The following is a 22,140-nucleotide window of genomic DNA, read 5'->3' as shown; positions in this document are numbered from 1 at the left end:
AAGGGAATTGCCAGCTGTTTGCAATTGTGTCTTCAAATTACAGCGTCGTAAGGTCGTGCGACGAAAGTGTTAGCATCCGGGGCTCATTTGTTTTCAGGAGTACATCGATGAAATTCGCGATCCGGGCCGCGCTGGCCGCCTTCTGCGTGACGACTGCCGCCGCCTGCGTGGCCGGGCCTGCATCGGCGCCCGCCGTGCCGGCCGAGTCGATCAAGATGTTTCCGCAGGCAGCGGCCGGCCAGCAGCGCGTCGTGATCGCGCTGCCCGCGCTCGAGAACGAAGGCGATGCGCGCGTCGAGCTGATGATCGGCAAGACGCTGCAGACCGACTGCAACCAGCAGTGGTTCGGTGGCGAGCTGACCGCCGAGGACGTGAAGGGCTGGGGCTATACGTACTACCAGCTCACCGACGTGAAGGGGCCGGCATCGACGCTGATGGCGTGCCCGGGCCAGGCGCCGCAGCAACGGTTCGTGCAGGTGCGCGGTGACGGCCAGCTGCTGCGCTACAACAGCCGCCTGCCGCTCGTCGTCTATGTGCCGGATGGCTTCGAGGTGCGCTATCGCGTGTGGCATGCGTCGAAGGACGTGCAGCACGCGGCAAAGCAGTAACGTGCCGGCGCGGCGCGCGGCGGCGTCCTGCCGTTACGCGCCGCTCGCGCCACCCGTGCCGACGAGTGCCGGCCACGCGGCCAGTGCGGCTTGCGCGACGGCCTCCAGATCGCGACGGCTCGCACCGTCGCGAGCCTGGATCGACATCCCCTGCTGGACCGTCACGTAGTACCGCGCGATCGCGTCGAGGTTCGCTTGCGCCGCAATCTCGCCGGTCGCGACACCTTGCGCGAGGCGTTCGCGCAGATTCTCGACCGTGCGCTCGCGCATCGCGATCAGCGTTTGCCGGACCGTATCGGAACGCTCGGCCGGGTGCAGCGCCGACAGCACGATCAGGCAGCCTGCCGGCTTCGACCGCCGCGTGAACACGCGTGCGGTATCCATCAGGTAGTTCCGCACGGCGTCGTGCGCGCTGCCGGCCTGTTCGACGCCCCCCCAGATTTCCCGCCCTTCCGTTGCGCCGTAGTGCTCGAGCGCCTGCCGGAACAGCGCTTCCTTGCTGCCGAACGCCGCATACAGGCTCGGCGACGCGATGCCCATCGCGACCGTCAGGTCGGTCATCGATGCGCCTTCGTAGCCGAGGCGCCAGAACACCTCCATCGCGCGCTCCAGCGCCGCTTCCTTGTCGAAGCTTCTCGGTCGGCCTCGCTCAGCCATTGCGTCCGTTCCTTCATCGATATCTGTATCGATCGATAAATTAAATCAATTGACTGTGGCGCGCAACTTGCCACATTCTGTGTCGGTCGTTACATAAATGAGGAAAGGAACCGACATGAACCGACTTCAGGGCAAGCGTGCACTCGTCACGGGCGGCAGCCGCGGCATCGGTGCGGCGATCGCGAAACGGCTGGCGGCCGATGGCGCGGACGTCGCGATTACCTACGAGAAATCGGCCGAGCGGGCGCAGGCCATCGTCGCCGGCATCGAGGCGCTGGGCCGCCGCGCCGTCGCGATCCAGGCCGACAGCGCCGATCCGGTGGCCGTGCGCGACGCGGTCGATCGTGCCGCGGAGGCGTTCGGCGGTCTCGACATCCTCGTCAACAACGCGGGGATATTCCGGGCCGGCGCGCTGGACGACCTCACGCTCGACGATATCGACGCGACGCTGAACGTGAACGTGCGCGCGGTGATCGTCGCGTCGCAGGCTGCGGCGCGGCATCTCGGGGAGGGCGGGCGCATCGTGTCGACCGGCAGTTGCCTCGCCACGCGCGTACCCGATGCGGGGATGAGCCTCTATGCGGCGAGCAAGGCCGCGCTGATCGGCTGGACGCAGGGGCTCGCGCGCGATCTCGGCCCGCGTGGCATCACGGTCAATATCGTGCATCCGGGGTCGACGGATACCGACATGAATCCGGCCGACGGCGAACATGCCAGCGCGCAACGTTCGCGGATGGCGATTCCGCAGTACGGCAAGGCGGACGACGTGGCGGCACTCGTCGCGTTCGTGGTCGGGCCGGAAGGGCGGTCGATCAACGGGACCGGGTTGACGATCGATGGCGGCGCGAACGCGTGAAGGCGCGGACGCCCGGCGTGAAATGACCGGGCGGCGTTGCGTTCGTGATTAGCAGCCGAGCCGGTGATGCTCGGTTTCGAGATCGGCGCGCTTGTCGTAAGCGCGCAGTTCGTTGCGCGGCTTGCCGTCCGGGCCCGTCCCGCGCACGACCTTCTGGCCGCGGTCGGGGGCGTGCGTGACGGCGTCGATGCCGGCGGCCAGTTCACGGCAGCGTGAGTTGGAAGAGGGGTGTTCCGCGCGCGGTGCCGCTGCGCCCGTGATGTTGGCGATGCCGGGGCTGACATAGCGCGGCTTCGCAGGCGCGATGATGGTATCGGCGGCGGCAGCCGTGCCGGCCATCGTTGAAAGCGCGGCGAGTGCCGCGATCGCTCGAATCATTGCGTGAGTCCGGATGCTGAAGAAGGTTCGGAATTCTACGCAATGTGTTGCGTAGGGCCGTGGTGATCGGACGGGTTGCGATCGTGTGTCGCAGGGGACGCCGGCGGCTGAATGTGCGCCGATTCGTATGTGATGCTGGCAGGCAGTTCGCATGCAGCCGTGCATGCGGAAAGCAAGAAGCCCGCTTGCTTTCGCAGAGCGGGCTTCGGTATTGGTTGCGGGGGTAGGATTTGAACCTACGACCTTCGGGTTATGAGCCCGACGAGCTGCCAGACTGCTCCACCCCGCGGCGCGAAGTGTACTAGGGCTGATGTTGAGAGTCAATCGATCTTTGATCGCAAGTCGAACGGAACCGGTGGTCTACCGAGCGCGACGAGTCGATTTGGCGAGTGTGTTGAATGCTCGTGCTCCCCGATCAGCTTCAACGTCAGGCGCTTTTCGTCGCTGTCGTTGCCGTACTTGATCGTGGGAAAGTGGATGAAGGCTGGCGACTTGTCCGCCGTGGAGGCGATGCTGTTAACGCAGGCAAACACGCTGGACATGGTTTTCAATCAACTGGCGCGCAAATCGGCGCACTGCGAGTATCTGAACCAGATTGAGGCGAACCTACGGCTAGCGCTCAAAGCGCAATCTCAATGCCGCGCGACGCTCGAGGCGCTGGCCGAGATCAAGAACCCGCGCAACATCCACATTGTGTAGCGGACCAACATCGCGGCGGGTCATCAGCAGGTCAACAAGTCCTATGCAGGTATGCAGCCGCATACGGATGCCATGCGCACGGGAAATTTTGAGCGTGCGCCAAACGGGCTATTAACCGACAACAGGGTGCCGCGACACGGGGCACCGGAGCAACGGAAAGCGCAAGCCGAGGCAATCAGGCGCTGGCAACCGTGGACGAAAGCGACCGCACCTAGGGCGCAAGCAGGTAAAGCCAAGGTGTCCCCGAACGCCTACAAGGGCGGACACCGTGAGTATCTGCGGGCGCTATCGCGGCAGGTCACCGCCGAGCTGTGGGCGGCGCGCGAGATGGTCCGGCAGCTGCGCAAGACCGAAGGGTTCGAACCTTCGACCCTCTGGTCCCGAATCAGATGATGAAACGAACCGCAGAAGCGCGCCAGATAAAGCGATCCGCGATGCAATCCCTCACAAGTTGCACAGAAAACAAGCGCGCAGCCATGCGGGTTTGCGGTCAACTTGAGGGCAATTATTAGGGAAATATAGCGGGAGCAAACGAGCCTAGCCGCGCCAGGCCTCGACCATCCCTGCCATCGCCTCGCCCCGGCGACGTCGTATAGAATCCGTCGACACGATTCCTCATATCAGTCGTATGGCCCAAAAAAACAACTTCGACTTCGTCCGGATCGTCGCTGCGCTCGCCGTGCTCGTGAGCCATGCGCGGCCGATTCATGACGCGACCTATCCGCTGGGAGATCTGGGCGCCGCCGCCGTATTTGCTTTCTTTGCGGTCAGTGGTTATCTGGTGAGCGCGAGCTGGGAGCGCGACCCGCATCCGTTCCGTTTCCTGCTGCGCCGCGCGCTGCGCATCGTGCCCGGCTTCTTCTGCGCGATCCTGCTTGCCGCCTGTGTGGTTGGCCCGATGCTCACGACACTGCCCGGGGCGGGTTATCTCACCGACCCACGGTTCGCACTGTACCTGCGCTCGCTACTGCTTTACCCGATGGGCTTCGTATTGCCGGGCGTGTTTGAGCACAATCCGCTCGCGAACAATGTGAACGGTTCGCTGTGGACACTGCCGCTAGAGGCGACGATGTACTTCGGCTTGTGCGCGCTCGGCAGGGCGCTCTACTTTGTGCGCAGGGCTACCGTGCCAGTTCTTGTCGCTCTGCTCGCGGCCGGATGCTGGTTGGAGATTCACCCGCCATCGGGAAACGTCTGCATGATGAACGCGCATGAGTTGGTGCGCGCCGGGACCAGCTTCGCGACTGGCGCGCTGCTCTGGCATCTGCGTAAGCGCATCCCGCTCTTCTCATGGGCATGGCTCCCTGTCGCAGCCGCGATCATCATGACTCGCGGTTCGGCGGTCGAGATATGGCTGCTGATGCTTGCGATCCCTTACGCCGTCATCTCGTTTGCCGTGACCGAGACGCCCTATCTCAGCCGGATCGGGGCGCTAGGCGACCCGTCCTACGGCATTTATGTCTACGCCTTCCTGATCCAGCAAACCTTGATGGCGCTATTCCCGCACATCGAGTTCGGGCCATTCGTGCTTGCGTCGATCATTCTGTCGGTCGTCTCCGGTTACATGTCTTGGCACATCATCGAGAAACCTGCGCTACGGCTTAAAAACTTCGCGGCGCAACCGAACACGGCGAGCGGTAACAAAACCAACCGCCGTGCAAGTGCTGGTTGAAAACGATGCGTACGCGAGCAGATAGACCGTAGTTGTCGACGCTGCCCGCGTTTGCGTTGTTGGTCGTCGTGCCGACTATGCCGGACGTTTGCGAGGGCGTGATGGCGCCGGTCGCCGTCAGCGTCGTGACGGTATTGCCGAACGACGGATGGGTCGAGGGGCCATTCGAAATCAGGATGCCGCCTGATGATCCGGGCGAGATGAACGTGAGCCCGGTCGAATTGCCGATCGCGACATCGTATTGCGTGACGTCCGTGAGGACCGCCGCAGACGGACCGCCCCAGGCCGGCGCGCTCGATGCGCCGGTCGAGACGATCGCTTGACTTGGCATTGCGTATTGCCATGTCGGTAAACGCCATGTCCGCTCTTCTGCTGGGGTGCCGTTTGAGCGATGTCGGGGTTGCGGTTTGGGGGCGGCTGAAGGACCCCCGAAAGAACCCCTGCCGATGCGTTGCTTTGGCTGAGGGGGCTTTGCAGAAGTTCGCAGCAAAGAACCCGCAAAGCTATGCTGGGCGCGGTTTTTGTTGTGAGACGTGGGAGGTACTTGGAACTGAGCTGGTCCCCCCGACAGGAATCGAACCTGTATCTAGCGCTTAGGAGGCGCTTGTTCTATCCATTGAACTACGGGGAGAGCCATGTCCGGGAGACACGCGCAAAAAACGCGAACCGGACGGCGGTGTGGACAGCGCGCAGAGTATAGCAAACGCGCGGCGCATCGGCGGGGCGGAATGCACGCCGACGCGCGCGATCGCGCAATCAGCCGCGATCGGAAAACCAGGGAATCAGCGAGTCAGCGAATCAGAAATCGACGACGACGAAATCTTCCTTGCCCACATCGCACAGCGGGCAGCGCCAGTCGGCGGGGATGTCGGCGAAACGGGTGCCGGGCGCGAGGCCTTCGTCGGGCAGCCCTTCCGCTTCGTTGTAGACCCACCCGCAAATCAGGCAGACCCAGCTCTGGTATTCGGTTACTTCGCTCATGTAGCGCTCGGGAAAAGGGAAATTCGGTGATGCCGTCCGCAGCGTCGCCGGCGGACGAAAGGCGCAATGGTACCGGAATTTCGCCGAACGGCTCCGCAACGTCGTTTTAAACGTACGCATCGCGAACAATGCAACCGAAACACGGTTGCCGTTCGCGAGGTGTATGCTTCCGGGGCTGTCCAATCATAAGGAGAATGCGATGCTGAACAGAAAGTGGATCGCAGGTGCGGTATGCGTGGCGGCAATGGCCGTGTCGACGGTCGCACGGGCCGAGGCGCGCGTGTATTTCGAAGCGCCGAGCGACGGCGCGACGGTGTCGAATCCGGTGCACGTGAAGTTCGGGCTCGAAGGGATGGAGCTTCGGCCCGCCGGCGACATGACGCCGAATACCGGCCATCATCACCTGCTGATCGACGGCCGGCCGATTCCGAAGGGCGACGTGATTCCCGCAAGCGAGCGCTCGCTGCACTTCGGCAAGGCGCAGACCGAAACCGATATCAAGCTGCCGCCCGGCCAGCATACGCTGACGCTGCAGTTCGGCGACGGCATCCACCGGTCGTACGGCCCCGAAATGAGCTCGACGATCACGGTCAACGTGAAGTAATCACGCGTGCCGCGTACGGGCGCCCGAGGCGTCCGGCGCGGGATGGTCGATCGGCCGGCCGCAGGCATCCGGCCGACGTTGGCTTTCGCTCGGAACCCGCGGCGCGGCTCCGCTACCGAAAGCCGGGTGCCCCCGGCGCGCCATCGCATCGCGTCGCTGCGCTTCGATGGCCGCCTGCCTGCCGTCAAAAGCGCGTTCCAACCCGCCTCTCAGCCCGTTTCCCGGCCTAGTCCGTCCAGCCATAGCGGTGGCGGCGCTCGCGACCGGTACAATGGGCGCTTCCGATTTCTCTCTTCGCCGTCTCCCCATGTCGCTCTATTCCATTTCCGGCGCGCAGCTCGCGTTCGGTCACGTCGCGTTGCTCGATCACGCGGATTTCTCGCTGGAAGCCGGCGAGCGCGTCGGCCTGATCGGCCGCAACGGCGCGGGCAAGTCGTCGCTGCTGAAGATCGTCGCCGGGCTCGCGAAGCCCGACGACGGACTGGTCACGCGCCAGCAGGAACTCGTGACCGTCTATGTGCCGCAGGAGCCCGAATTCGAACCGGGCGCGACGGTGTTCGACGCAGTCGCGTCGGGGCTCGCACACACGCGCGAACTGCTCGAAGAATACGATTCGATCGCGCACCGCCTCGCGGATATCCCCGAAGGCGCCGAACACGATGCGCTGCTCGCGCGCATGAACGCGCTGCAGTCGTCGCTCGACGCGCACGACGCATGGAGCTGGCGCACGCGCGTGTCGATGACGCTCGCGCAGATCGGTCTGGCGGACGTCGACGCCCCCGTCGATGCGTTGTCGGGCGGGATGCAGAAGCGTGTCGCGCTGGCGCGCGCGCTGGTGCTGCAGCCTGACGTGCTGCTGCTCGACGAACCGACCAACCACCTCGACTTCGACGGCATCCGCTGGCTGGAAGAACTGCTCGTTTCGCAGCGCGCCGGCCTGCTGTTCATCACGCACGATCGCGCGTTCCTCGACCGCGTCGCGACGCGCATCGTCGACCTCGACCGCGGCCGGCTGCTGTCGTACCCGGGTAATTTCTCCGCATACCAGACACGCAAGGAGCAGCAGCTCGAAATCGAGCGCGTGGAAAACGAGAAGTTCGACAAGCTGCTCGCGCAGGAAGAAGTGTGGATCCGCAAGGGTGTCGAAGCGCGCCGCACGCGCAGCGTCGGCCGCATCGCGCGGCTCGTGCAGATGCGCAACGACCGCGCGGAGCGCCGCAACACGCAGGGCAACGTGAAGCTCGACGTCGCGCAGGGCGAGAAGTCCGGCAAGATCGTCGCGGAGCTGACCGACGTGACGAAGCGCTACGGCGGCCGCGCGGTCGTCGATCGCTTCTCGACGACGGTGATGCGCGGCGACAAGATCGGCTTCATCGGCCCGAACGGTGCCGGCAAGACGACGCTGCTCAAGCTGATTCTCGGCGAACTGAAGCCCGATGAAGGCACGGTGCGTATCGGCACCAACCTGCAGGTCGCGTATTTCGACCAGATGCGTGCGCAGCTCGACCAGGAAAAGAGCCTCGCGGATACCATCAGCCCCGGCAGCGAATGGGTCGAGATCGGCGGCGTGCGCAAGCACGTGATGAGCTATCTCGGCGATTTCCTGTTCGCGCCGGAACGCGCGCGTTCGCCGGTGAAGTCGCTGTCGGGCGGTGAGCGCAACCGGCTGCTGCTCGCGCGTCTGTTCGCACGTCCGGCCAACGTGCTGGTGCTCGACGAACCGACCAACGACCTCGACATCCAGACGCTCGAACTGCTCGAGGAGTTGCTGGCCGACTACGACGGTACGGTGCTGCTCGTCAGCCACGATCGCGCGTTCCTCGACAACGTCGTGACGTCGGTGATCGCGGCCGAGGGCGACGGCAAGTGGCGCGAATATGTCGGCGGCTTCAGCGACTGGCAGATCCAGAGCGCGCGCGCGGATCAGCTCGCGCAGCAGGAAGCCGCGAAGCGCGCGGTCAAGGACGCGGCACCCGTCAAGGAAGAGCCGGCGAAGAGCGCCGCGGGCCGCAACACGCAACGCACGGTGAAGTTGTCGTTCAACGAGCAGCGCGAGCTCGATTCGCTGCCGGAGAAGATCGCCACGCTCGAAGAGGAGCAGAAGACGATCAACGCCAAGCTCGAAGACGGTTCGATTTTCGCGAAGGATCCGCAGGAAGGCACGCGCCTGACCGAGCGGTTCGCGGCGATCGACGACGAATTGCTCGCCGCGCTCGAACGGTGGGAAACGCTCGAGGCGAAGCGCAAGCCCGCGTAATACGCAGACGCGTCGCGCGGCCGGTGGCCGCTGCGCGCGATTCCGCGATTGGCGTGCCACGCGGAACCAGTAAAATACCGCGCGTCCCGGGCAGCGCAGCGCACGCCGCGCGCCCGCTTTCGGAGCAGTCCAAGCACACCGTTGTTTCGATTCGCTTTTTTACGGAACTCAACGTTTTGTCCACGACGTTATCCACACGAGGTGTGGACAACGTCCCGATGAATGACGAAATTCAGCGCCTATGTCAACGAAGAAACCCAGCGCGGCCTATAGCGAAGCATCGATCAAGGTGCTCAAGGGTCTCGAGCCGGTCAAGCAGCGGCCCGGCATGTACACCCGTACCGAGAATCCGCTGCACATCATCCAGGAAGTCATCGACAACGCGTCCGACGAGGCGCTCGGCGGCTACGGCAAGCAGATCACGGTCACGCTGCACGCCGACCAGTCGGTCTCCGTCGAGGACGACGGCCGCGGCATTCCGTTCGGCATGCACCCGGAAGAGGGCGTGCCGGTCGTCGAGATCGTATTCACGCGCCTGCACGCGGGCGGCAAGTTCGACAAGGCCGCTGGCGGCGCCTACACGTTCTCCGGCGGCCTGCACGGTGTCGGCGTGTCGGTGACGAACGCGCTGGCCACGCGCCTCGACGTGACGGTCTGGCGCGACGGCAAGATCGCGGAGCTCGGCTTCGCCGAAGGCGATGTCGTGAAGCCGCTCTCGACGCAGGGCGCAGGCCGCGGCGAGAAGAAATCCGGCACGCGCGTGCAGGTGTGGCCGAACCCGAAGTACTTCGATTCACCGAACCTGCCGCTCGGCGAACTGCAGCGCCTGCTGCGCTCGAAGGCCGTGCTGCTGCCGGGCGTCGAGGTCGTGCTCGTCAACGAGAAGAGCGGCGAGCGCCAGGTGTGGAAGTATGAAGACGGCCTGCGCGGCTACCTGCTCGACGAAATGAACGGCAGCGAGCTGCTGATCCCGCTGTTCGAAGGCGAACGTTTCGCCGATTCGCGTTCGGGTGACGACACCTTCGCCGAAGGCGAGGGCGCGTCGTGGGTCGTCGCATGGAGCGAGGAAGGCTCGCTCGTGCGCGAGTCGTACGTGAACCTGATCCCGACGCCGGCCGGCGGCACGCATGAATCCGGCCTGCGCGACGGCCTCTACCAGGCAGTGAAAAGCTTCGTCGAACTGCACAACCTGCAGCCGAAGGGCGTGAAGCTGCTCGCGGAAGACGTGTTCGCGCGCGTGTCGTTCGTGCTGTCCGCGAAGGTGCTCGATCCGCAGTTCCAGGGGCAGATCAAGGAACGTCTGAACAGCCGCGACGCGGTGAAGCTCGTGTCGTCGTTCTCGCGTCCTGCGCTGGAGCTGTGGCTGAACCAGCACGTCGAGCACGGCAAGAAGCTCGCCGAACTCGTGATCAAGCAGGCGCAGGCGCGCACGCGCGCCGGCCAGAAGGTCGAGAAGCGCAAGAGCTCGGGCGTCGCGGTGCTGCCCGGCAAGCTGACCGACTGCGAGACGGAAGATATCGCGCGCAACGAACTGTTCCTCGTCGAGGGCGACTCGGCGGGCGGCTCCGCGAAGATGGGCCGCGACAAGGAATACCAGGCGATCCTGCCGCTGCGCGGCAAGGTGCTGAACACGTGGGAAACCGAGCGCGACCGCCTGTTCGCGAACAACGAGGTGCACGACATCTCGGTCGCGATCGGCGTCGATCCGCACAGCCCCGATGAAAGCGTCGACCTGTCGAACCTGCGCTACGGCAAGATCTGCATCCTGTCGGACGCGGACGTCGACGGCTCGCACATCCAGGTGTTGCTGCTCACGCTGTTCTTCAAGCATTTCCCGCAACTGATCGAGCGCGGCCATGTGTGCGTCGCACGCCCGCCGCTGTTCCGCGTCGACGCGCCCGCGCGCGGCAAGAAGGCCGCGCAGAAGCTCTATGCGCTCGACGACGGCGAGCTCGAAGCGATCCTCGACAAGCTGCGCAAGGACGGCGTGCGCGAGACGCAATGGAGCATCAGCCGCTTCAAGGGTCTCGGCGAAATGAGTGCCGAGCAGCTGTGGGATACCACGATGAACCCCGACACGCGCCGCCTGATGCCGGTGAAGCTCGGCGAGCTCGACTACGAGGCGACCGTCGCGCGCATGACGATGCTGATGGGCAAGGGCGAGGCAGCCGCGCGGCGCGGCTGGCTCGAGGAAAAGGGCAACGACGTCGAAGCGGACATCTAAGCCGAGCACCTGCGCGGCCGGGCATGACACCCGGCCCGGCCTCACGCCACTTACGAATACGGAATTCAGATGGACGACAACACTTCCGATCTCTTCGCCGGCCCCGATGCACCGGATGCCGAAGCGCTGACGCTCGGCAACTACGCGGAGCAGGCGTATCTCAGCTACGCGGTCAGCGTCGTGAAGAGCCGCGCGCTGCCCGACGTGTGCGACGGCCAGAAGCCGGTGCAGCGCCGGATCCTGTTCGCGATGAACGAAATGGGCCTTGGCCCCGACGCGAAGCCGGTGAAATCGGCGCGCGTGGTCGGCGACGTGCTCGGTAAATACCACCCGCACGGCGACCAGTCGGCGTACGACGCACTGGTGCGTCTCGCGCAGGATTTCTCGCTGCGCTACCCGCTGATCGACGGGCAGGGCAATTTCGGCTCGCGCGACGGCGACGGCGCGGCGGCGATGCGATACACCGAAGCCCGCCTCACGCCGATCGCGAAGCTGCTGCTCGACGAGATCGACCAGGGCACGGTCGACTTCATGCCGAACTACGACGGCTCGTTCGAAGAGCCGAAGACGCTGCCGAGCCGCATGCCGTTCGTGCTGCTGAACGGCGCGTCGGGCATCGCGGTCGGTCTCGCGACCGAAATCCCGTCGCACAACCTGCGTGAAGTCGCAGCGGCGGCGGTCTCGCTGATCCGCAATCCGAAGCTCACGCACGCGGAACTGATGAACCTGATCCCCGGCCCGGATTTCCCGGGTGGCGGCCAGATCATCTCGAGCGACGCGGAAATCGCGGCGGCCTACGAAACGGGCCGCGGCAGCCTGAAGGTGCGCGCGCGCTGGAAGATCGAGGATCTCGCGCGCGGCCAGTGGCAACTGGTCGTCACCGAGCTGCCGCCGAGTACGTCGGGCCAGAAGGTGCTCGAGGAAATCGAGGAGCTGACGAACCCGAAGCTCAAGCTCGGCAAGAAGACGCTGACGCCCGAGCAGCTCAACACGAAGAAGGCGATGCTCGACCTGCTCGACGCGGTGCGCGACGAGTCGGGCAAGGAAGCGGCGGTGCGGCTCGTGTTCGAGCCGAAGTCGCGCACGATCGACCAGACGGAATTCGTGAACACGCTGCTCGCGTACACGAGTCTCGAATCGAACGCGACGCTGAACCTCGTGATGATCGGCGCCGACGGCCGGCCGGGCCAGAAGGGCCTGCTGACGATCCTCGACGAATGGGTGAAGTTCCGCCAGCTGACGATGACGCGCCGGTGCCGCCACCGTCTCGCGAAGGTCGACGACCGCATCCACATCCTCGAAGGGCGGATGATCGTCTTCCTGAACATCGACGAGGTGATCCGCATCATCCGCGAGTCGGACGAGCCGAAGGCCGCGCTGATGAGCGCGTTCGGCCTCAGCGAACGGCAGGCGGAAGACATTCTCGAAATCCGGCTGCGTCAGCTCGCGCGGCTCGAGAAGATCAAGATCGAGAAGGAACTCGAAGCGCTGCGCGACGAAAAGGCGAAGCTCGAGGAACTGCTCGCAAACGAAAGCGCGATGAAGCGGCTGATGATCAAGGAGATCGAGGCCGACGCGAAGCAGTACGGCGACGAGCGCCGCACGCTGATCCAGCAGGAAAAGCGCGCGACCTTCGAGGCGAAGGTGGTCGACGAGCCGGTGACGGTGGTCGTGTCGCAGAAGGGCTGGGTGCGTGCGCTGAAGGGCCACGGGCTCGACCCGGCCAGCTTCTCGTTCAAGGCCGGCGACCATCTGTACGCGGCGTTCCAGTGCCGCACGCCGGATCGTCTGATCGCGTGGGGCAGCAGCGGCCGCGTGTACTCGGTCGACGTGTCGGTGCTGCCGGGCGGGCGCGGCGACGGCGTGCCGGTCACGTCGCTGATCGAGCTCGAATCGGGCTCGCACCTGATGCACTACTACGCGGCGCCGGCCGACCAGCAACTGCTGCTCGCGTCGAGCAACGGCTTCGGCTTCCTTGCGAAGGTCGGCGACATGGTGAGCCGCGTGAAGGCCGGCAAGGCGTTCATGACGATCGACGCAGGCGCGGTGCCGCTCGCGCCGATGCCCGTGCTGCCGAACGCGAAGCAGGTTGCCTGCCTGTCGAGCGGCGGCCGACTGCTGGTGTTCGGCATGGACGAGATGAAGACGCTGTCCGGCGGCGGTCGCGGCGTGATCCTGATGGCGCTCGACGACAAGGAAACGCTCGTGCAGGCGCTCGCGATCGATCCGGCCGGCGTCGTGCTGATCGGCACGGGCCGTGGCGGCAAGGCGATGGACGAGACGCTGTCGTACGCGGCGCTCGCGCCGCACGTCGGCAAGCGCGCGCGCAAGGGCCGCGCGCCGGAGACGAAGCTCAAGGTCGTCAGCGAGCTGCGTCCGCTGCTCGGCTGACGCGACGCACGATCGATCGTCCGGTTCGGCCACGATCGAAGGCCGCACCTCCGCTTCGGCGGACGTGCGGCCTTTTCTTTTGGAGTGGGGATTCGGGTAAGCAAGCGTGGCGCTGTCACGCGGAACTTGCAAAATAGTGTGAAATCGCGCCTGGGGTCTGAACCGCGCAGCGACAATCCGGTCGAACGTCGCTCGATGCCGCGTGCGACGCGGCCGTTCGCCGCACCCAACTCCTCACAGGATTGCCGTCATGTCCCATGCTGTCGCCGTCGCGCTGTTTCTTCATCTGCTGGCCGTCGCCGTGTGGGTGGGCGGGATGGTCTTCGCCAACTTCTGCCTGCGCCCGGCGCTGTCCGACCTGTCGCCGCAGCTTCGGTTGCCGCTGATCGAAGGCGTGTTCGGCCGCTTCTTCAACTGGGTATCGGGTTCCGTGATCGTGATCCTGCTGTCCGGCGGCTTCCTGCTCATGGAGTTCGGTGGCGCGCACGCGACGTGGTCGCTGCACGCGATGGCCGGGCTCGGCGTCGTGATGATGCTGATCTTCGGGCATATCCGGTTCGCGCTGTTCCCGCGCATCCGCCGTGCGGTGCAGGCGCAGAAGTGGCCGGACGGCGCACGCGCGGTGAACACGGTGCGCCTGCTCGTCGTCGTGAACCTCGTGCTCGGCGTCGTCACGATCGGCGCGGCGGTGCTGTCGCGCGGTTTCTGATTGACCGGAGCCGGTCGGCCGGCGCGCAGCCGCCGGTGTACCGGCAAGCGCCGCTACGCGGCCAGCATCGCGTCGAGCAGCCATGAGCCGGCCGGGCCGAGCGGCCGGTTGCGCGACCAGACGGCATCGACCCGCACGCGGCGTGGCCAGCCGCGCGCACGCAGTTCGCACAGCCGATCGTGCGCAAAGTGGTCGACCATCCAGCGCGGCAGTTCGGCCCAGCCGAACCCCAGCACGGCCATCTCCAGCAGCATCAGGTAGCTCGGTGCCAGCCAGTGCTGCGTGCCGACGACGATCCGGTCGTCGGCGCTGCGGCCTTCCGTCTTCACATAGGTATTGAGGCGCAGTTCGCGCACGTCGCGCAGCGCGGTGTGCGGCACGTCGGCGTCGCCGTATTCGGCGAGCGGGTGCGTGCGGCCGACGAATAGCCCGATCTCCGATTCCTCCGCGATCGTCGCCGCGCCGATATCGGCCGGGTAGGCCGCGCGCGCGGCCATCAGCCCGAGCTGCGCGCGCCCTTGCTGGATCAGGTCGAGCACGTCCTCGTGCTCGGCGATCTGGCATTCGAGCTCGAGCGCCGGAAAGCGCCGTTCGAGCGCCATCAACGTTTCCTCATAGCGCTTCGACTGGTACGTATCCGACACGACGAGCGTCAGCCGTGCTTCCTCGCCACGCGCGAGCCGCGCGGCCATGCGGTCGATCGCCGCGCCGGCCTCGAGCGCGCGCTGCACCTGCGGCAGCAGCGCGCGCCCGGCATCGGTCAGCGTCGGCGCGCGCGTCGAGCGGTCGAACAACTGCACGCCGAGATCGATCTCGAGGTTCGCGATCGCCTCCGACACGGTCGACTGGCGCTTGCCGAGCTTGCGCGCGGCGGCCGTGAACGAGCCGAGCAGCGCGGCTTCGGCGAATGCGAGCAGGGCTTCGGGGGCGTGGCGCATGCAGCACTCCTGGCGGCGTTATATCGGTAAAACCGATGATATCAAACTGGATTCATACGGTTACGCCGATCAAAATGGCTGCCATGAACGAAGTAGACGAATCGGAGGGAATCATGAAACAGATCAACAAAACGGTGACGGAACGGCTGCTGCATGCACTGACATTCGAGCTGATCGCGATCGCGCTGTGCGCGCCGATCGGCGCGTGGCTGCTCGACATGCCGGTGTCGCACGTCGGCGTGCTGACGGTGATGGTGTCGCTGATCGCGATGGCGTGGAACATGGCGTTCAATACGCTGTTCGACCGCTTCGAGCGGCGGGCGGGCTTGAAGCGCACGCTCGGCATGCGGATCGCGCATGCGGTCATGTTCGAGCTCGGTCTCGTCGCGATGGTGGTGCCGGTTGCCGCGTGGTGGCTGAACGTGAGCCTCGTCGAGGCGCTATTGCTCGACCTCGGCATCGTGCTGTTCTTCCTGCCTTACACGTTCTGCTTCAACCTCGCATACGACGCGCTGCGCGCTCGCTGGATGGCACGCCGGATGGCGGTGCAGGCGGGTTGAGGACGGACGAGACGGGCGAATGCCGGCAGAGGCCGTCGCTGGTCAGCGCGCGGCGGCCCACAGCCACACGCCGCACGCAGCCGCGACGGTGCCGTACACGGCATAGACGGGCACCTTGAAGCGCGCGAAGCACAGCGTCGCGAAGGCGCCCGTCAGCCAGTAAACGGGGTCGGCCGGCTCGCGATGCAGGATCTTCACGACGGCGACGACGAGAAAACCCGTGGTCGCCGCGCGCAACAGGCGCATCCCGTGTTCGAAGCGCGAATGGCGCTTGAGCCGGAACAGGTGGTTCTGCGCGAACACGACGAGGCAGCCCGACGGAATGAACAGCGCGGCCGTCGCGGCCAGCGCGCCGACCCAGCCGTCGGTCAGGTAGCCGAGAAACGGCACGACGTTCAGCAGCGGCCCCGGTGCGACGGGCGACAACGCGAACGCAAGCGTGAAGTCGTGATCGGAGATGCCCGTTGCCGGCGTGACGAACAGCGTCTTGAGCACGGGCAGCGCGGAGAACCCGCCGCCGAACAGTGTCATGCCGGCGCCGGCGAGGCGCGGCCACAGCAGCGTCGCCTGATAGTCGCCGGGCAGCGGCACCGCGAACAGCGTGACGAGCACGCCGAGCAGCACGAGCAGGTTGCGGTCGCGGCCCGACAGCGTGACATCGACCGCGTCGCGTTGCGGCGGCCCCGTCAGCCAGCCCGCCGCGAACGCAGCGAAAAGAATCCCGACGAAGGCGGCCGGATTATGCGCGAAACCGAGCAGAATCGTCGACAGCGCGGCGATCAGCTGCTCGCGCCGCGTGCGCGCGAGCGAGCGCAACTGCTTGACCCACGTGACGCCGATCAGCGCGGCGAGCACCATCCCGAAGTGATTGATCAGCATCGGCGCGGCCAGCGAGCGCACGAGCGGCGTGCGATAGAAGATCGCGAACAGCGTCATCAGGATGGAGAACGGCAGCACGCTCGCGAGGCCGGCGACCCATGCGCCGATGCGGCCGTGCAGGATCTGGCCGACCTGTACCGCCACGTTGCAGCCGACGGGGCCTGGCACGAGCCAGGCCAGCGCGACGAGATCGCCGAATACGTGAGGCTCGATGCGCCGCAGCCGTTCCACGTAGTGGCGTTCGAGCTGCGCCATCATCGACAGCCCGCCCCACGAGACCGCCGAAATGCTCGCGACGACTTTGAACAGGTTCCACAGGGAAGCCTGCGCCTGTTCGACATCAGCAGTCGCTTCGATTTCGACGGTTGTCATGTTGGTAGGGTGGGCCGGGGGCCCGATCTCTCGCGTATAGCCATGCCGGCGGCCCGCCGACACGTTGGCCCTCCCGATTGTCCGCCGCGCACCGTGACACTGCCATGCGCGGAAACGCTAGTTCATGAACTAAACAATCAGATCGGAAAACGAAACAATGACGGCGCGCGCACGGCCCGCCACGGCCGCGGTGCGCTCACGCGCCCGTGCTGCCGGTCGCGCGATGCGCGATCACGTTCGGCGGTTCGGCGCGCACGCCGAAGCGTGCGATCAGCGCGGGAATCGCGTCGGCCGGCACCGGTCGCGAGAACAGGAAGCCCTGCGCCTCGATCTCGCCGAGCGCGGACAGCCACGTGATCTGCTCCTCGGTTTCGGTGCCTTCGACGACGACGGTCAGGCCGAGCGAGCGCGCGAGATGCACGATCGACGACACCATCACGCACACGCTGCGATCGTTCGGGATCGCCTGCACGAACGAGCGGTCGACCTTCAGCGTGTCGACCGAGAAGCGGTGCAGGTACGACAGCGACGAATAGCCGGTGCCGAAATCGTCGAGCGCGATCCGGATGCCGAGCTTCTTCAGCGCGACGATTTTCTCGGACACGAGTTCCGGATACTCCATCATCGCGGTTTCGGTGATCTCGATTTCGAGGCGGTTCGCGTCGATGCCGGTTTCCTGCAGCGTGCGCGAGATCGTCTCGATCAGGTCGCCGCGCCAGAACTGCACGGGCGAGATGTTGACCGCGAGCGTCAGCGTGTCGTGGCCCTCGTCGCGCCAGCGCGCGATCTGCTCGCACGCGGTGCGGATCACGAAGTCGCCGATCGGCACGATCAGGCCGGTCGATTCGGCGATCGAAATGAATTCGTTCGCGGAGATGATCCCGTGTTCGGGGTGATCCCAGCGCGCGAGTGCCTCGAAGCCGGTGATGGTGCGGTGGGTGAGGTCGATCTTCGGCTGGTACGCGAGGAACAGCTGCCCCTCGGCGAGCGCGACGCGCAATTGCTGTTCCCAGCGCATCAGGTGGTCGGCACGGTGCGACAGGTGCGGCGCGTAGAACTGGTAGCAGTTCTTGCCGGCGTCCTTCGCGCTGTACATCGCGAGATCGGCCTTCTTCAGCAGGTCGATCTCGCTTTCGTTCGCGACGGTGTGCAGCGCGATGCCGATACTCGCATGCAGCACGAACGAACTGCCGCGCACGTCGAACGGCTCGCCGAACATCCGGATGATCGCTTCCGCGAGCCGCACCGCGCGCCGCTCGACGTCGTCGCCCTTCATCACCACGACGAACTCGTCGCCGCCGATGCGCGCGAGCGAGCCTTCATCGCCGACCGCATCGGACAGGCGCGACGCGGTCATCTGCAGCACGATGTCGCCGGCGTTGTGGCCGAGCGTGTCGTTGACGGTCTTGAAGTTGTCGAGATCGATGAACAGCAGCCCGAGCCGCGACAGGCTCGTCGGCATCGACACGTCGTTGCGCAGCCCGCGCAGCGTCGCGTAGCGGTTCGCGAGGCCGGTGAGCAGGTCGTATTCGGCGAGCTGCGTCATTTCGCGCTCGCGGCCGAGCAGCTTGCCGATCAGGCCCGTCGCGACGCCGAAGAACGCGAGCATCGCGAGCGTGATGAAGCTCGTCATCAGCAGGTAGACGTTGCGCGTATGGTAGTAGTCCGCAAATTCCTCGGTTTGCGACAGCCCGACCATCACCGCGAGCGGGTAGCCGTCGAGGTGGCGGTACGACACGATGCGCGTCACGCCGTCGATCGGGTCGATGATCGTGCCCGTCACGCGCTCGGCGATCGGGTAGACGCCCGACGCCGAAAACGCGCCCGGCGCGTTGCTGACCGAGCCCGTGCGCCGCGCGAGCACGGCACCCGTATCGGATACGACCGCGATCACGCCTTCCTTGCCGATCGCCGCGTTGTTGTAGAAGTCGTTCGTGAAGTAGCTCGGGTCTTCCGACACGACGACGATGCCCGCGAAGCTGCCGTCCGGGTTGTTCAGGCGCCGCGTCATCTGCAGCGTCCAGTGGCTCGACACGCGGCCGAGGACGGGCTTGCTGATGAACAGGCGGTCGTCGTTGTGCGCGAGGTGGACCTTGAAGTGCTCGCGGTCGGACAGGTTGATCGGCTGCGGATGCAGCTCGGCGGTGTTCGCGAACAGGATGCCCTTCGCGTTGACGAGCGACACCTGGATCAGCGTGTCGCTCGGCACGACGCCTTTCTCGACGGCGCTGGCGAGGTTGAAGCGCGCGGGCGACTTCTCGAATTCGAACTTGACGAAGCGGGTGATCTGGTCGACCTGATGGATCGCCTTGACCGTGTGCTGCTCGAGCGCAGAGGAGAGGATCGCGGCGGAAGCCGCCGCTTCCTTGTACGCGCTGTCCTTTTCCACCGACAGACGCGCGATGATCACGGCCCACAGCAGCGCAAGCGCCAGCATCCCGAGCAGCGGGATCGCAAATAGCGCACGCCGGCGCGATTTGCGCGGCGCGCGTAGCGGCCGGGTCGGCGGCGTGTGGTTGGACCGGGCGGAGCTCATCGAAGAGGGTGGCGTCTTGCTCGCGTGCGCCATCCGTCTGGATGGCCGTCTAGGGTTCGGGTTGTCCCGACGTCTGTTCGTTCGCGGGACACGCAACCATGGACAGACCTCCGAAACAACGGATTAGGCCCGATATTACTGGCTGGAACGTTTTTGCGATAGTTGGGCGAATCGTAGGGGGGGCGCCGGACGGGCCGGCGCCATCGCACATCGCGAAATGTTACGCGGGGGACAGGAAGGTGCCGTCGACGACCGTGACGACCTGGCCGCCGATCCACGCGGTGCCGTCTTCGTCGTAGCGGACGAAGATGCGGCCCTCACGGCCGATCGCCGTCCCCTGGCGGGCCGTATACGACTGGCCGGGGCGGCGTTCCTGCCGCGTCAGCAGCCCGGCGAGCGCCGCGTTTGCACTCCCGGTGACGGGATCCTCGCCGAAGCCGAAGTTGCCGCCCGTCATCAGGCAGCGGATTTCGAACGTCGCGGGGCCGCCGTCGGCGTGCGGCGCGTAGACCGCGAGGCCGTCCATGCCGTAGCGGTGCGTGAGCGCCGCCAGCGCGGCCGGATCGGGCGACAGGCCGACGCACGCATCGGCCGACTTCAGCCGCACGACCAGCCACGGCGCACCGTTGTCGACCGCGCACGGCTCGGCCTCCAGGTCGATCGCGTCGCTGCGCAACGCGGCAGCCAGCGCCGCGTAGTCCGAACGGTCGAGCGGCGTGACGCGTGCCGGCGGTGCGGCAAACGCCCAGCCGTCGGCCTGCTCGCGCAGCGCGACCCGGCCGACCCCGCACTGCTGGATCAGCCGGCCCGGCGTGCGCGGCTGCGCGCCGCTTTCCAGGAACGCATGCGCGGTGCCCAGCGTCGGGTGGCCGGCGAACGGCAGTTCGCCCTCCGTCGTGAAGATCCGGACGCGGTAGTCGGCTTCCGGATCGGTCGGCGTGCAGACGAACGTCGTTTCCGACAGGTTCGTCCAGCGGGCGATCGCGAGCATGTCGTCGTCGCCGAGCGAATCGGCGTCGAACACCACGGCGAGCGCGTTGCCCTTGAACGGCACCGACGTGAACACGTCGACCTGCTTGAAACGGACCCGATGGTCGGACATCGCGATGCGCTCGTTACGCCACTTCGGCGATCAGCTCGATCTCGACGCACGCGCCGAGCGGGATCTGCGCAACGCCGAAGGCCGAGCGCGCGTGCTTGCCTGCATCGCCGAACACTTCTGCGATCAGTTCCGACGCGCCGTTCGTCACGACGTGCTGTTCGGTGAAGTCGAGCGTCGAGTTGACGAGGCTCATCAGCTTGACGACGCGCGTGACCTTGTTCAGGTCGCCGGTGTGCGCGTGCAGCGTCGCGAGCAGGTCGATCGCGATCGAGCGGGCGGCGGCCTTGCCGTCTTCCGTCGTGAGATCGGCGCCGAGCTTGCCGGCCCAGACCTTGCCGTCCTTCTTCGCGATGTGGCCCGACAGGAAGACCGTGTTGCCGGTTTGCGCGCTCATCACGTAGGCGGCGGCCGGTGCGCCGGCGGTCGGGAGCTCGATACCGAGCGACTTGAGTTTGTCGTAGACGTTAGCCATGTATTCGATTCCTCGTTGAGAGTCGTGACAGGAAAAAGGGGATCAGAGGCGCTCGCGCAGCAGCTTGCCGAGGCGCGCGACGCCTTCCTCGATCTTCTCGGGCGGCACCGTCACGAACGACAGGCGTAGCGTGTTCTGCTGCGCGTTGTCCGCGAAGAACGGTGCGCCCGGCACGAAGGCGACGTGGTTGTCGACGGCCGTGGCGAGCAGTTTCATGCTGTCGATCTGCGCGGGCAGGTTCACCCAGATGAACATCCCGCCTTCCGGCCGGTTCCACGTGACGCCTTCCGGCATGTGGCGCTCGAGCGCACTGAGCATCGCGTCGCACTGCGCGCTGTACAGCTCGCGGATCGTCGGGATGTGCTCGTCGAGGAAACCGTCCTTGATCACTTCGTGCGCGATGCGCTGCGTGAGCGTCGGCGTGTGCAGGTCGGTGGCCTGCTTGGCCTGCACGAGCTTGAAGTGGAGTTCCTCGGGCGCAATGATGTAGCCGATCCGCAGGCCCGGCGCGAGCACCTTCGAGAAGGTGCCGAGGTGCACGATGTGATCGGGCGCCATCGACAGCATCGTCGGCAGCGGCTCGCCGCGGTAGTTCAGCGCGCCGTACGGATCGTCTTCCAGCACCGGGAACGGGCTCGACTGCGCGAACGCGGCGAGCGCGCGGCGGCGCTCGACGGGCAGGCGGCGGCCGGTCGGGTTCTGGAAGTTCGGCTGCGCGTACAAGAGGCGCGCGCCTTGCGTGAGTTCGGGTGTGAGGCCTTCCGGCAGCAGGCCCTGCTCGTCGGTCGGCACCTGCACGTAGCGCGGCTCGTACAGCGAGAACGATTGCAGCGCGCCGAGGTAGGTCGGGGTTTCGACGAGGATCGGGCTGCCCGGATCGACGAGCGCCTTGCCGAGCAGGTCGAGTGCCTGCTGCGAGCCGGTCGTGATCAGCACCTGCGACACGCGCACGCTGTAGCGCTCGGCGATCCATTCGCGCAGCGGCAGGTAGCCTTCGGTCGCGCTGTACTGGAGCGCGGCGGCCGGCGCGTCGCGCAGCACGCGATCGGCGGCGGCGCGCATGCGCTCGGCCGGGAACGTCGCGGGGGCGGGCAGGCCGCCGGCGAACGAGATGACCTCGGGGCGTTCCGTGACCTTCAGGATCTCGCGGATTGCAGAGCTCGTCAGCTTGCGTGCGCGTTCGGAAAGCTGCCAGTGCGGCGGATGCAGGTCGCTCGGATTCATAGTCTCCTCGTTCGGATATCG

The 22,140-nt window shown here is 66.0% G+C and carries 20 protein-coding genes and 2 tRNA genes; 11 read left to right on the top strand and 11 right to left on the bottom strand.

Features of this window, described 5'->3' with window-relative positions:
• The first annotated feature begins 107 nt into the window (after nt 1–107).
• Nucleotides 108–608: a serine protease inhibitor ecotin gene (gene eco, locus ACN8ZM_RS12835; protein ID WP_089451084.1), complete on the top strand. Its 501-nt coding sequence runs from the start codon at nt 108–110 to the stop codon at nt 606–608.
• 33 nt (nt 609–641) lie between these two features.
• Here the strand turns inward: eco and ACN8ZM_RS12830 are convergent, their stop codons facing one another.
• Nucleotides 642–1,265, bottom strand: a complete 624-nt coding sequence (locus tag ACN8ZM_RS12830; protein ID WP_420210080.1) for a TetR/AcrR family transcriptional regulator — start codon at nt 1,263–1,265, stop codon at nt 642–644.
• Nucleotides 1,266–1,380: 115 nt separating this feature from the next.
• Here ACN8ZM_RS12830 and ACN8ZM_RS12825 point away from each other — a divergent pair, with 115 nt between their 5' ends.
• Nucleotides 1,381–2,121 carry an SDR family NAD(P)-dependent oxidoreductase gene (locus ACN8ZM_RS12825; RefSeq protein ID WP_420210079.1) on the top strand — a complete coding sequence of 247 codons (741 nt, stop codon included), beginning with the start codon at nt 1,381–1,383 and terminating at the stop codon, nt 2,119–2,121.
• A 48-nt stretch (nt 2,122–2,169) separates the two neighbouring features.
• Here the strand turns inward: ACN8ZM_RS12825 and ACN8ZM_RS12820 are convergent, their stop codons facing one another.
• Nucleotides 2,170–2,499, bottom strand: a complete 330-nt coding sequence (locus ACN8ZM_RS12820; RefSeq protein WP_420210078.1) for a hypothetical protein — start codon at nt 2,497–2,499, stop codon at nt 2,170–2,172.
• Nucleotides 2,500–2,711: 212 nt separating this feature from the next.
• Nucleotides 2,712–2,788 (bottom strand) — tRNA-Met (locus ACN8ZM_RS12815).
• Nucleotides 2,789–2,976: 188 nt separating this feature from the next.
• Here ACN8ZM_RS12815 and ACN8ZM_RS12810 point away from each other — a divergent pair.
• The 3 genes from ACN8ZM_RS12810 (at nt 2,977) to ACN8ZM_RS12800 (ending at nt 5,193) form a co-directional block, all read left to right on the top strand.
• A complete protein-coding gene (locus ACN8ZM_RS12810) occupies nt 2,977–3,198 on the top strand; it encodes a hypothetical protein (RefSeq protein WP_420210077.1) in 222 nt (73 codons plus the stop codon).
• 628 nt (nt 3,199–3,826) lie between these two features.
• On the top strand, nt 3,827–4,870 hold the full coding sequence (locus ACN8ZM_RS12805) for an acyltransferase family protein (RefSeq protein WP_420210076.1): 1,044 nt from the start codon (nt 3,827–3,829) through the stop codon (nt 4,868–4,870).
• A 101-nt stretch (nt 4,871–4,971) separates the two neighbouring features.
• The gene (locus ACN8ZM_RS12800; RefSeq protein ID WP_420210075.1) at nt 4,972–5,193 is read left to right on the top strand and encodes a hypothetical protein; all 222 of its coding nucleotides are present in this window, start codon (nt 4,972–4,974) and stop codon (nt 5,191–5,193) included.
• Between the two features lie 233 nt (nt 5,194–5,426).
• Here the strand turns inward: ACN8ZM_RS12800 and ACN8ZM_RS12795 are convergent.
• A tRNA-Arg gene (locus ACN8ZM_RS12795) sits at nt 5,427–5,501 on the bottom strand.
• Nucleotides 5,502–5,668: 167 nt separating this feature from the next.
• On the bottom strand, nt 5,669–5,851 hold the full coding sequence (locus tag ACN8ZM_RS12790) for a rubredoxin (RefSeq protein ID WP_011352822.1): 183 nt from the start codon (nt 5,849–5,851) through the stop codon (nt 5,669–5,671).
• Between the two features lie 199 nt (nt 5,852–6,050).
• On the opposite strand from ACN8ZM_RS12790, the gene ACN8ZM_RS12785 reads away from it, so the two are divergent.
• The 5 genes from ACN8ZM_RS12785 to ACN8ZM_RS12765 all read left to right on the top strand — a co-directional run bounded on the left by ACN8ZM_RS12785 (nt 6,051) and on the right by ACN8ZM_RS12765 (nt 14,036).
• On the top strand, nt 6,051–6,455 hold the full coding sequence (locus ACN8ZM_RS12785; RefSeq protein ID WP_043189656.1) for a DUF4399 domain-containing protein: 405 nt from the start codon (nt 6,051–6,053) through the stop codon (nt 6,453–6,455).
• A gap of 271 nt (nt 6,456–6,726) precedes the next feature.
• Nucleotides 6,727–8,712 carry an ATP-binding cassette domain-containing protein gene (locus ACN8ZM_RS12780; protein ID WP_179258712.1) on the top strand — a complete coding sequence of 662 codons (1,986 nt, stop codon included), beginning with the start codon at nt 6,727–6,729 and terminating at the stop codon, nt 8,710–8,712.
• Between the two features lie 241 nt (nt 8,713–8,953).
• Nucleotides 8,954–10,936, top strand: coding sequence for a DNA topoisomerase IV subunit B (locus ACN8ZM_RS12775; RefSeq protein ID WP_205822685.1), 1,983 nt, complete (start codon nt 8,954–8,956; stop codon nt 10,934–10,936).
• A gap of 69 nt (nt 10,937–11,005) precedes the next feature.
• On the top strand, nt 11,006–13,327 hold the full coding sequence (gene parC / locus ACN8ZM_RS12770) for a DNA topoisomerase IV subunit A (RefSeq protein WP_175022438.1): 2,322 nt from the start codon (nt 11,006–11,008) through the stop codon (nt 13,325–13,327).
• Nucleotides 13,328–13,577: 250 nt separating this feature from the next.
• Nucleotides 13,578–14,036: a CopD family protein gene (locus ACN8ZM_RS12765; RefSeq protein WP_043189083.1), complete on the top strand. Its 459-nt coding sequence runs from the start codon at nt 13,578–13,580 to the stop codon at nt 14,034–14,036.
• A gap of 53 nt (nt 14,037–14,089) precedes the next feature.
• Here ACN8ZM_RS12765 and ACN8ZM_RS12760 read toward each other — a convergent pair whose 3' ends face one another.
• Nucleotides 14,090–14,974 carry a LysR family transcriptional regulator gene (locus ACN8ZM_RS12760; protein WP_043189081.1) on the bottom strand — a complete coding sequence of 295 codons (885 nt, stop codon included), beginning with the start codon at nt 14,972–14,974 and terminating at the stop codon, nt 14,090–14,092.
• Between the two features lie 113 nt (nt 14,975–15,087).
• Here ACN8ZM_RS12760 and ACN8ZM_RS12755 point away from each other — a divergent pair, with 113 nt between their 5' ends.
• On the top strand, nt 15,088–15,534 hold the full coding sequence (locus ACN8ZM_RS12755) for a multidrug/biocide efflux PACE transporter (RefSeq protein ID WP_420210074.1): 447 nt from the start codon (nt 15,088–15,090) through the stop codon (nt 15,532–15,534).
• A 42-nt stretch (nt 15,535–15,576) separates the two neighbouring features.
• On the opposite strand, the gene ACN8ZM_RS12750 is transcribed toward ACN8ZM_RS12755, so the two are convergent.
• From ACN8ZM_RS12750 to ACN8ZM_RS12730, 5 genes are all read right to left on the bottom strand, one after another.
• Complete coding sequence (locus tag ACN8ZM_RS12750) at nt 15,577–16,785, bottom strand: chromate transporter (RefSeq protein WP_420210073.1); 1,209 nt, start codon at nt 16,783–16,785, stop codon at nt 15,577–15,579.
• A gap of 196 nt (nt 16,786–16,981) precedes the next feature.
• Complete coding sequence (locus tag ACN8ZM_RS12745) at nt 16,982–19,321, bottom strand: bifunctional diguanylate cyclase/phosphodiesterase (protein WP_043189074.1); 2,340 nt, start codon at nt 19,319–19,321, stop codon at nt 16,982–16,984.
• 220 nt (nt 19,322–19,541) lie between these two features.
• Nucleotides 19,542–20,423, bottom strand: a complete 882-nt coding sequence (locus ACN8ZM_RS12740; RefSeq protein WP_089451007.1) for a PhzF family phenazine biosynthesis protein — start codon at nt 20,421–20,423, stop codon at nt 19,542–19,544.
• Nucleotides 20,424–20,436: 13 nt separating this feature from the next.
• Complete coding sequence (locus ACN8ZM_RS12735; RefSeq protein ID WP_043189069.1) at nt 20,437–20,895, bottom strand: RidA family protein; 459 nt, start codon at nt 20,893–20,895, stop codon at nt 20,437–20,439.
• 42 nt (nt 20,896–20,937) lie between these two features.
• Nucleotides 20,938–22,119, bottom strand: coding sequence for a PLP-dependent aminotransferase family protein (locus tag ACN8ZM_RS12730; protein WP_043189067.1), 1,182 nt, complete (start codon nt 22,117–22,119; stop codon nt 20,938–20,940).
• Between the last annotated feature and the right edge of the window lie 21 nt (nt 22,120–22,140).

Origin of the sequence: Burkholderia aenigmatica, assembly GCF_048627025.1 — a bacterium.
GTDB lineage: Bacteria > Pseudomonadota > Gammaproteobacteria > Burkholderiales > Burkholderiaceae > Burkholderia > Burkholderia aenigmatica.
This window is presented reverse-complemented; position numbering and strand designations above follow the sequence as displayed.

Excerpts from the sequence above, each read along its gene's own strand:
- eco (WP_089451084.1), top strand. The coding sequence starts at position 108 with ATGAAATTCGCGATCCGGGCCGCGCTGGCCGCCTTCTGCGTGACGACT.
- ACN8ZM_RS12830 (WP_420210080.1), bottom strand. The coding sequence starts at position 1,265 with ATGGCTGAGCGAGGCCGACCGAGAAGCTTCGACAAGGAAGCGGCGCTG.
- ACN8ZM_RS12825 (WP_420210079.1), top strand. The coding sequence starts at position 1,381 with ATGAACCGACTTCAGGGCAAGCGTGCACTCGTCACGGGCGGCAGCCGC.
- ACN8ZM_RS12820 (WP_420210078.1), bottom strand. The coding sequence starts at position 2,499 with ATGATTCGAGCGATCGCGGCACTCGCCGCGCTTTCAACGATGGCCGGC.
- ACN8ZM_RS12810 (WP_420210077.1), top strand. The coding sequence starts at position 2,977 with ATGAAGGCTGGCGACTTGTCCGCCGTGGAGGCGATGCTGTTAACGCAG.
- ACN8ZM_RS12805 (WP_420210076.1), top strand. The coding sequence starts at position 3,827 with ATGGCCCAAAAAAACAACTTCGACTTCGTCCGGATCGTCGCTGCGCTC.
- ACN8ZM_RS12800 (WP_420210075.1), top strand. The coding sequence starts at position 4,972 with ATGGCGCCGGTCGCCGTCAGCGTCGTGACGGTATTGCCGAACGACGGA.
- ACN8ZM_RS12790 (WP_011352822.1), bottom strand. The coding sequence starts at position 5,851 with ATGAGCGAAGTAACCGAATACCAGAGCTGGGTCTGCCTGATTTGCGGG.
- ACN8ZM_RS12785 (WP_043189656.1), top strand. The coding sequence starts at position 6,051 with ATGCTGAACAGAAAGTGGATCGCAGGTGCGGTATGCGTGGCGGCAATG.
- ACN8ZM_RS12780 (WP_179258712.1), top strand. The coding sequence starts at position 6,727 with ATGGGCGCTTCCGATTTCTCTCTTCGCCGTCTCCCCATGTCGCTCTAT.
- ACN8ZM_RS12775 (WP_205822685.1), top strand. The coding sequence starts at position 8,954 with ATGTCAACGAAGAAACCCAGCGCGGCCTATAGCGAAGCATCGATCAAG.
- parC (WP_175022438.1), top strand. The coding sequence starts at position 11,006 with ATGGACGACAACACTTCCGATCTCTTCGCCGGCCCCGATGCACCGGAT.
- ACN8ZM_RS12765 (WP_043189083.1), top strand. The coding sequence starts at position 13,578 with ATGTCCCATGCTGTCGCCGTCGCGCTGTTTCTTCATCTGCTGGCCGTC.
- ACN8ZM_RS12760 (WP_043189081.1), bottom strand. The coding sequence starts at position 14,974 with ATGCGCCACGCCCCCGAAGCCCTGCTCGCATTCGCCGAAGCCGCGCTG.
- ACN8ZM_RS12755 (WP_420210074.1), top strand. The coding sequence starts at position 15,088 with ATGAAACAGATCAACAAAACGGTGACGGAACGGCTGCTGCATGCACTG.
- ACN8ZM_RS12750 (WP_420210073.1), bottom strand. The coding sequence starts at position 16,785 with ATGACAACCGTCGAAATCGAAGCGACTGCTGATGTCGAACAGGCGCAG.
- ACN8ZM_RS12745 (WP_043189074.1), bottom strand. The coding sequence starts at position 19,321 with ATGAGCTCCGCCCGGTCCAACCACACGCCGCCGACCCGGCCGCTACGC.
- ACN8ZM_RS12740 (WP_089451007.1), bottom strand. The coding sequence starts at position 20,423 with ATGTCCGACCATCGGGTCCGTTTCAAGCAGGTCGACGTGTTCACGTCG.
- ACN8ZM_RS12735 (WP_043189069.1), bottom strand. The coding sequence starts at position 20,895 with ATGGCTAACGTCTACGACAAACTCAAGTCGCTCGGTATCGAGCTCCCG.
- ACN8ZM_RS12730 (WP_043189067.1), bottom strand. The coding sequence starts at position 22,119 with ATGAATCCGAGCGACCTGCATCCGCCGCACTGGCAGCTTTCCGAACGC.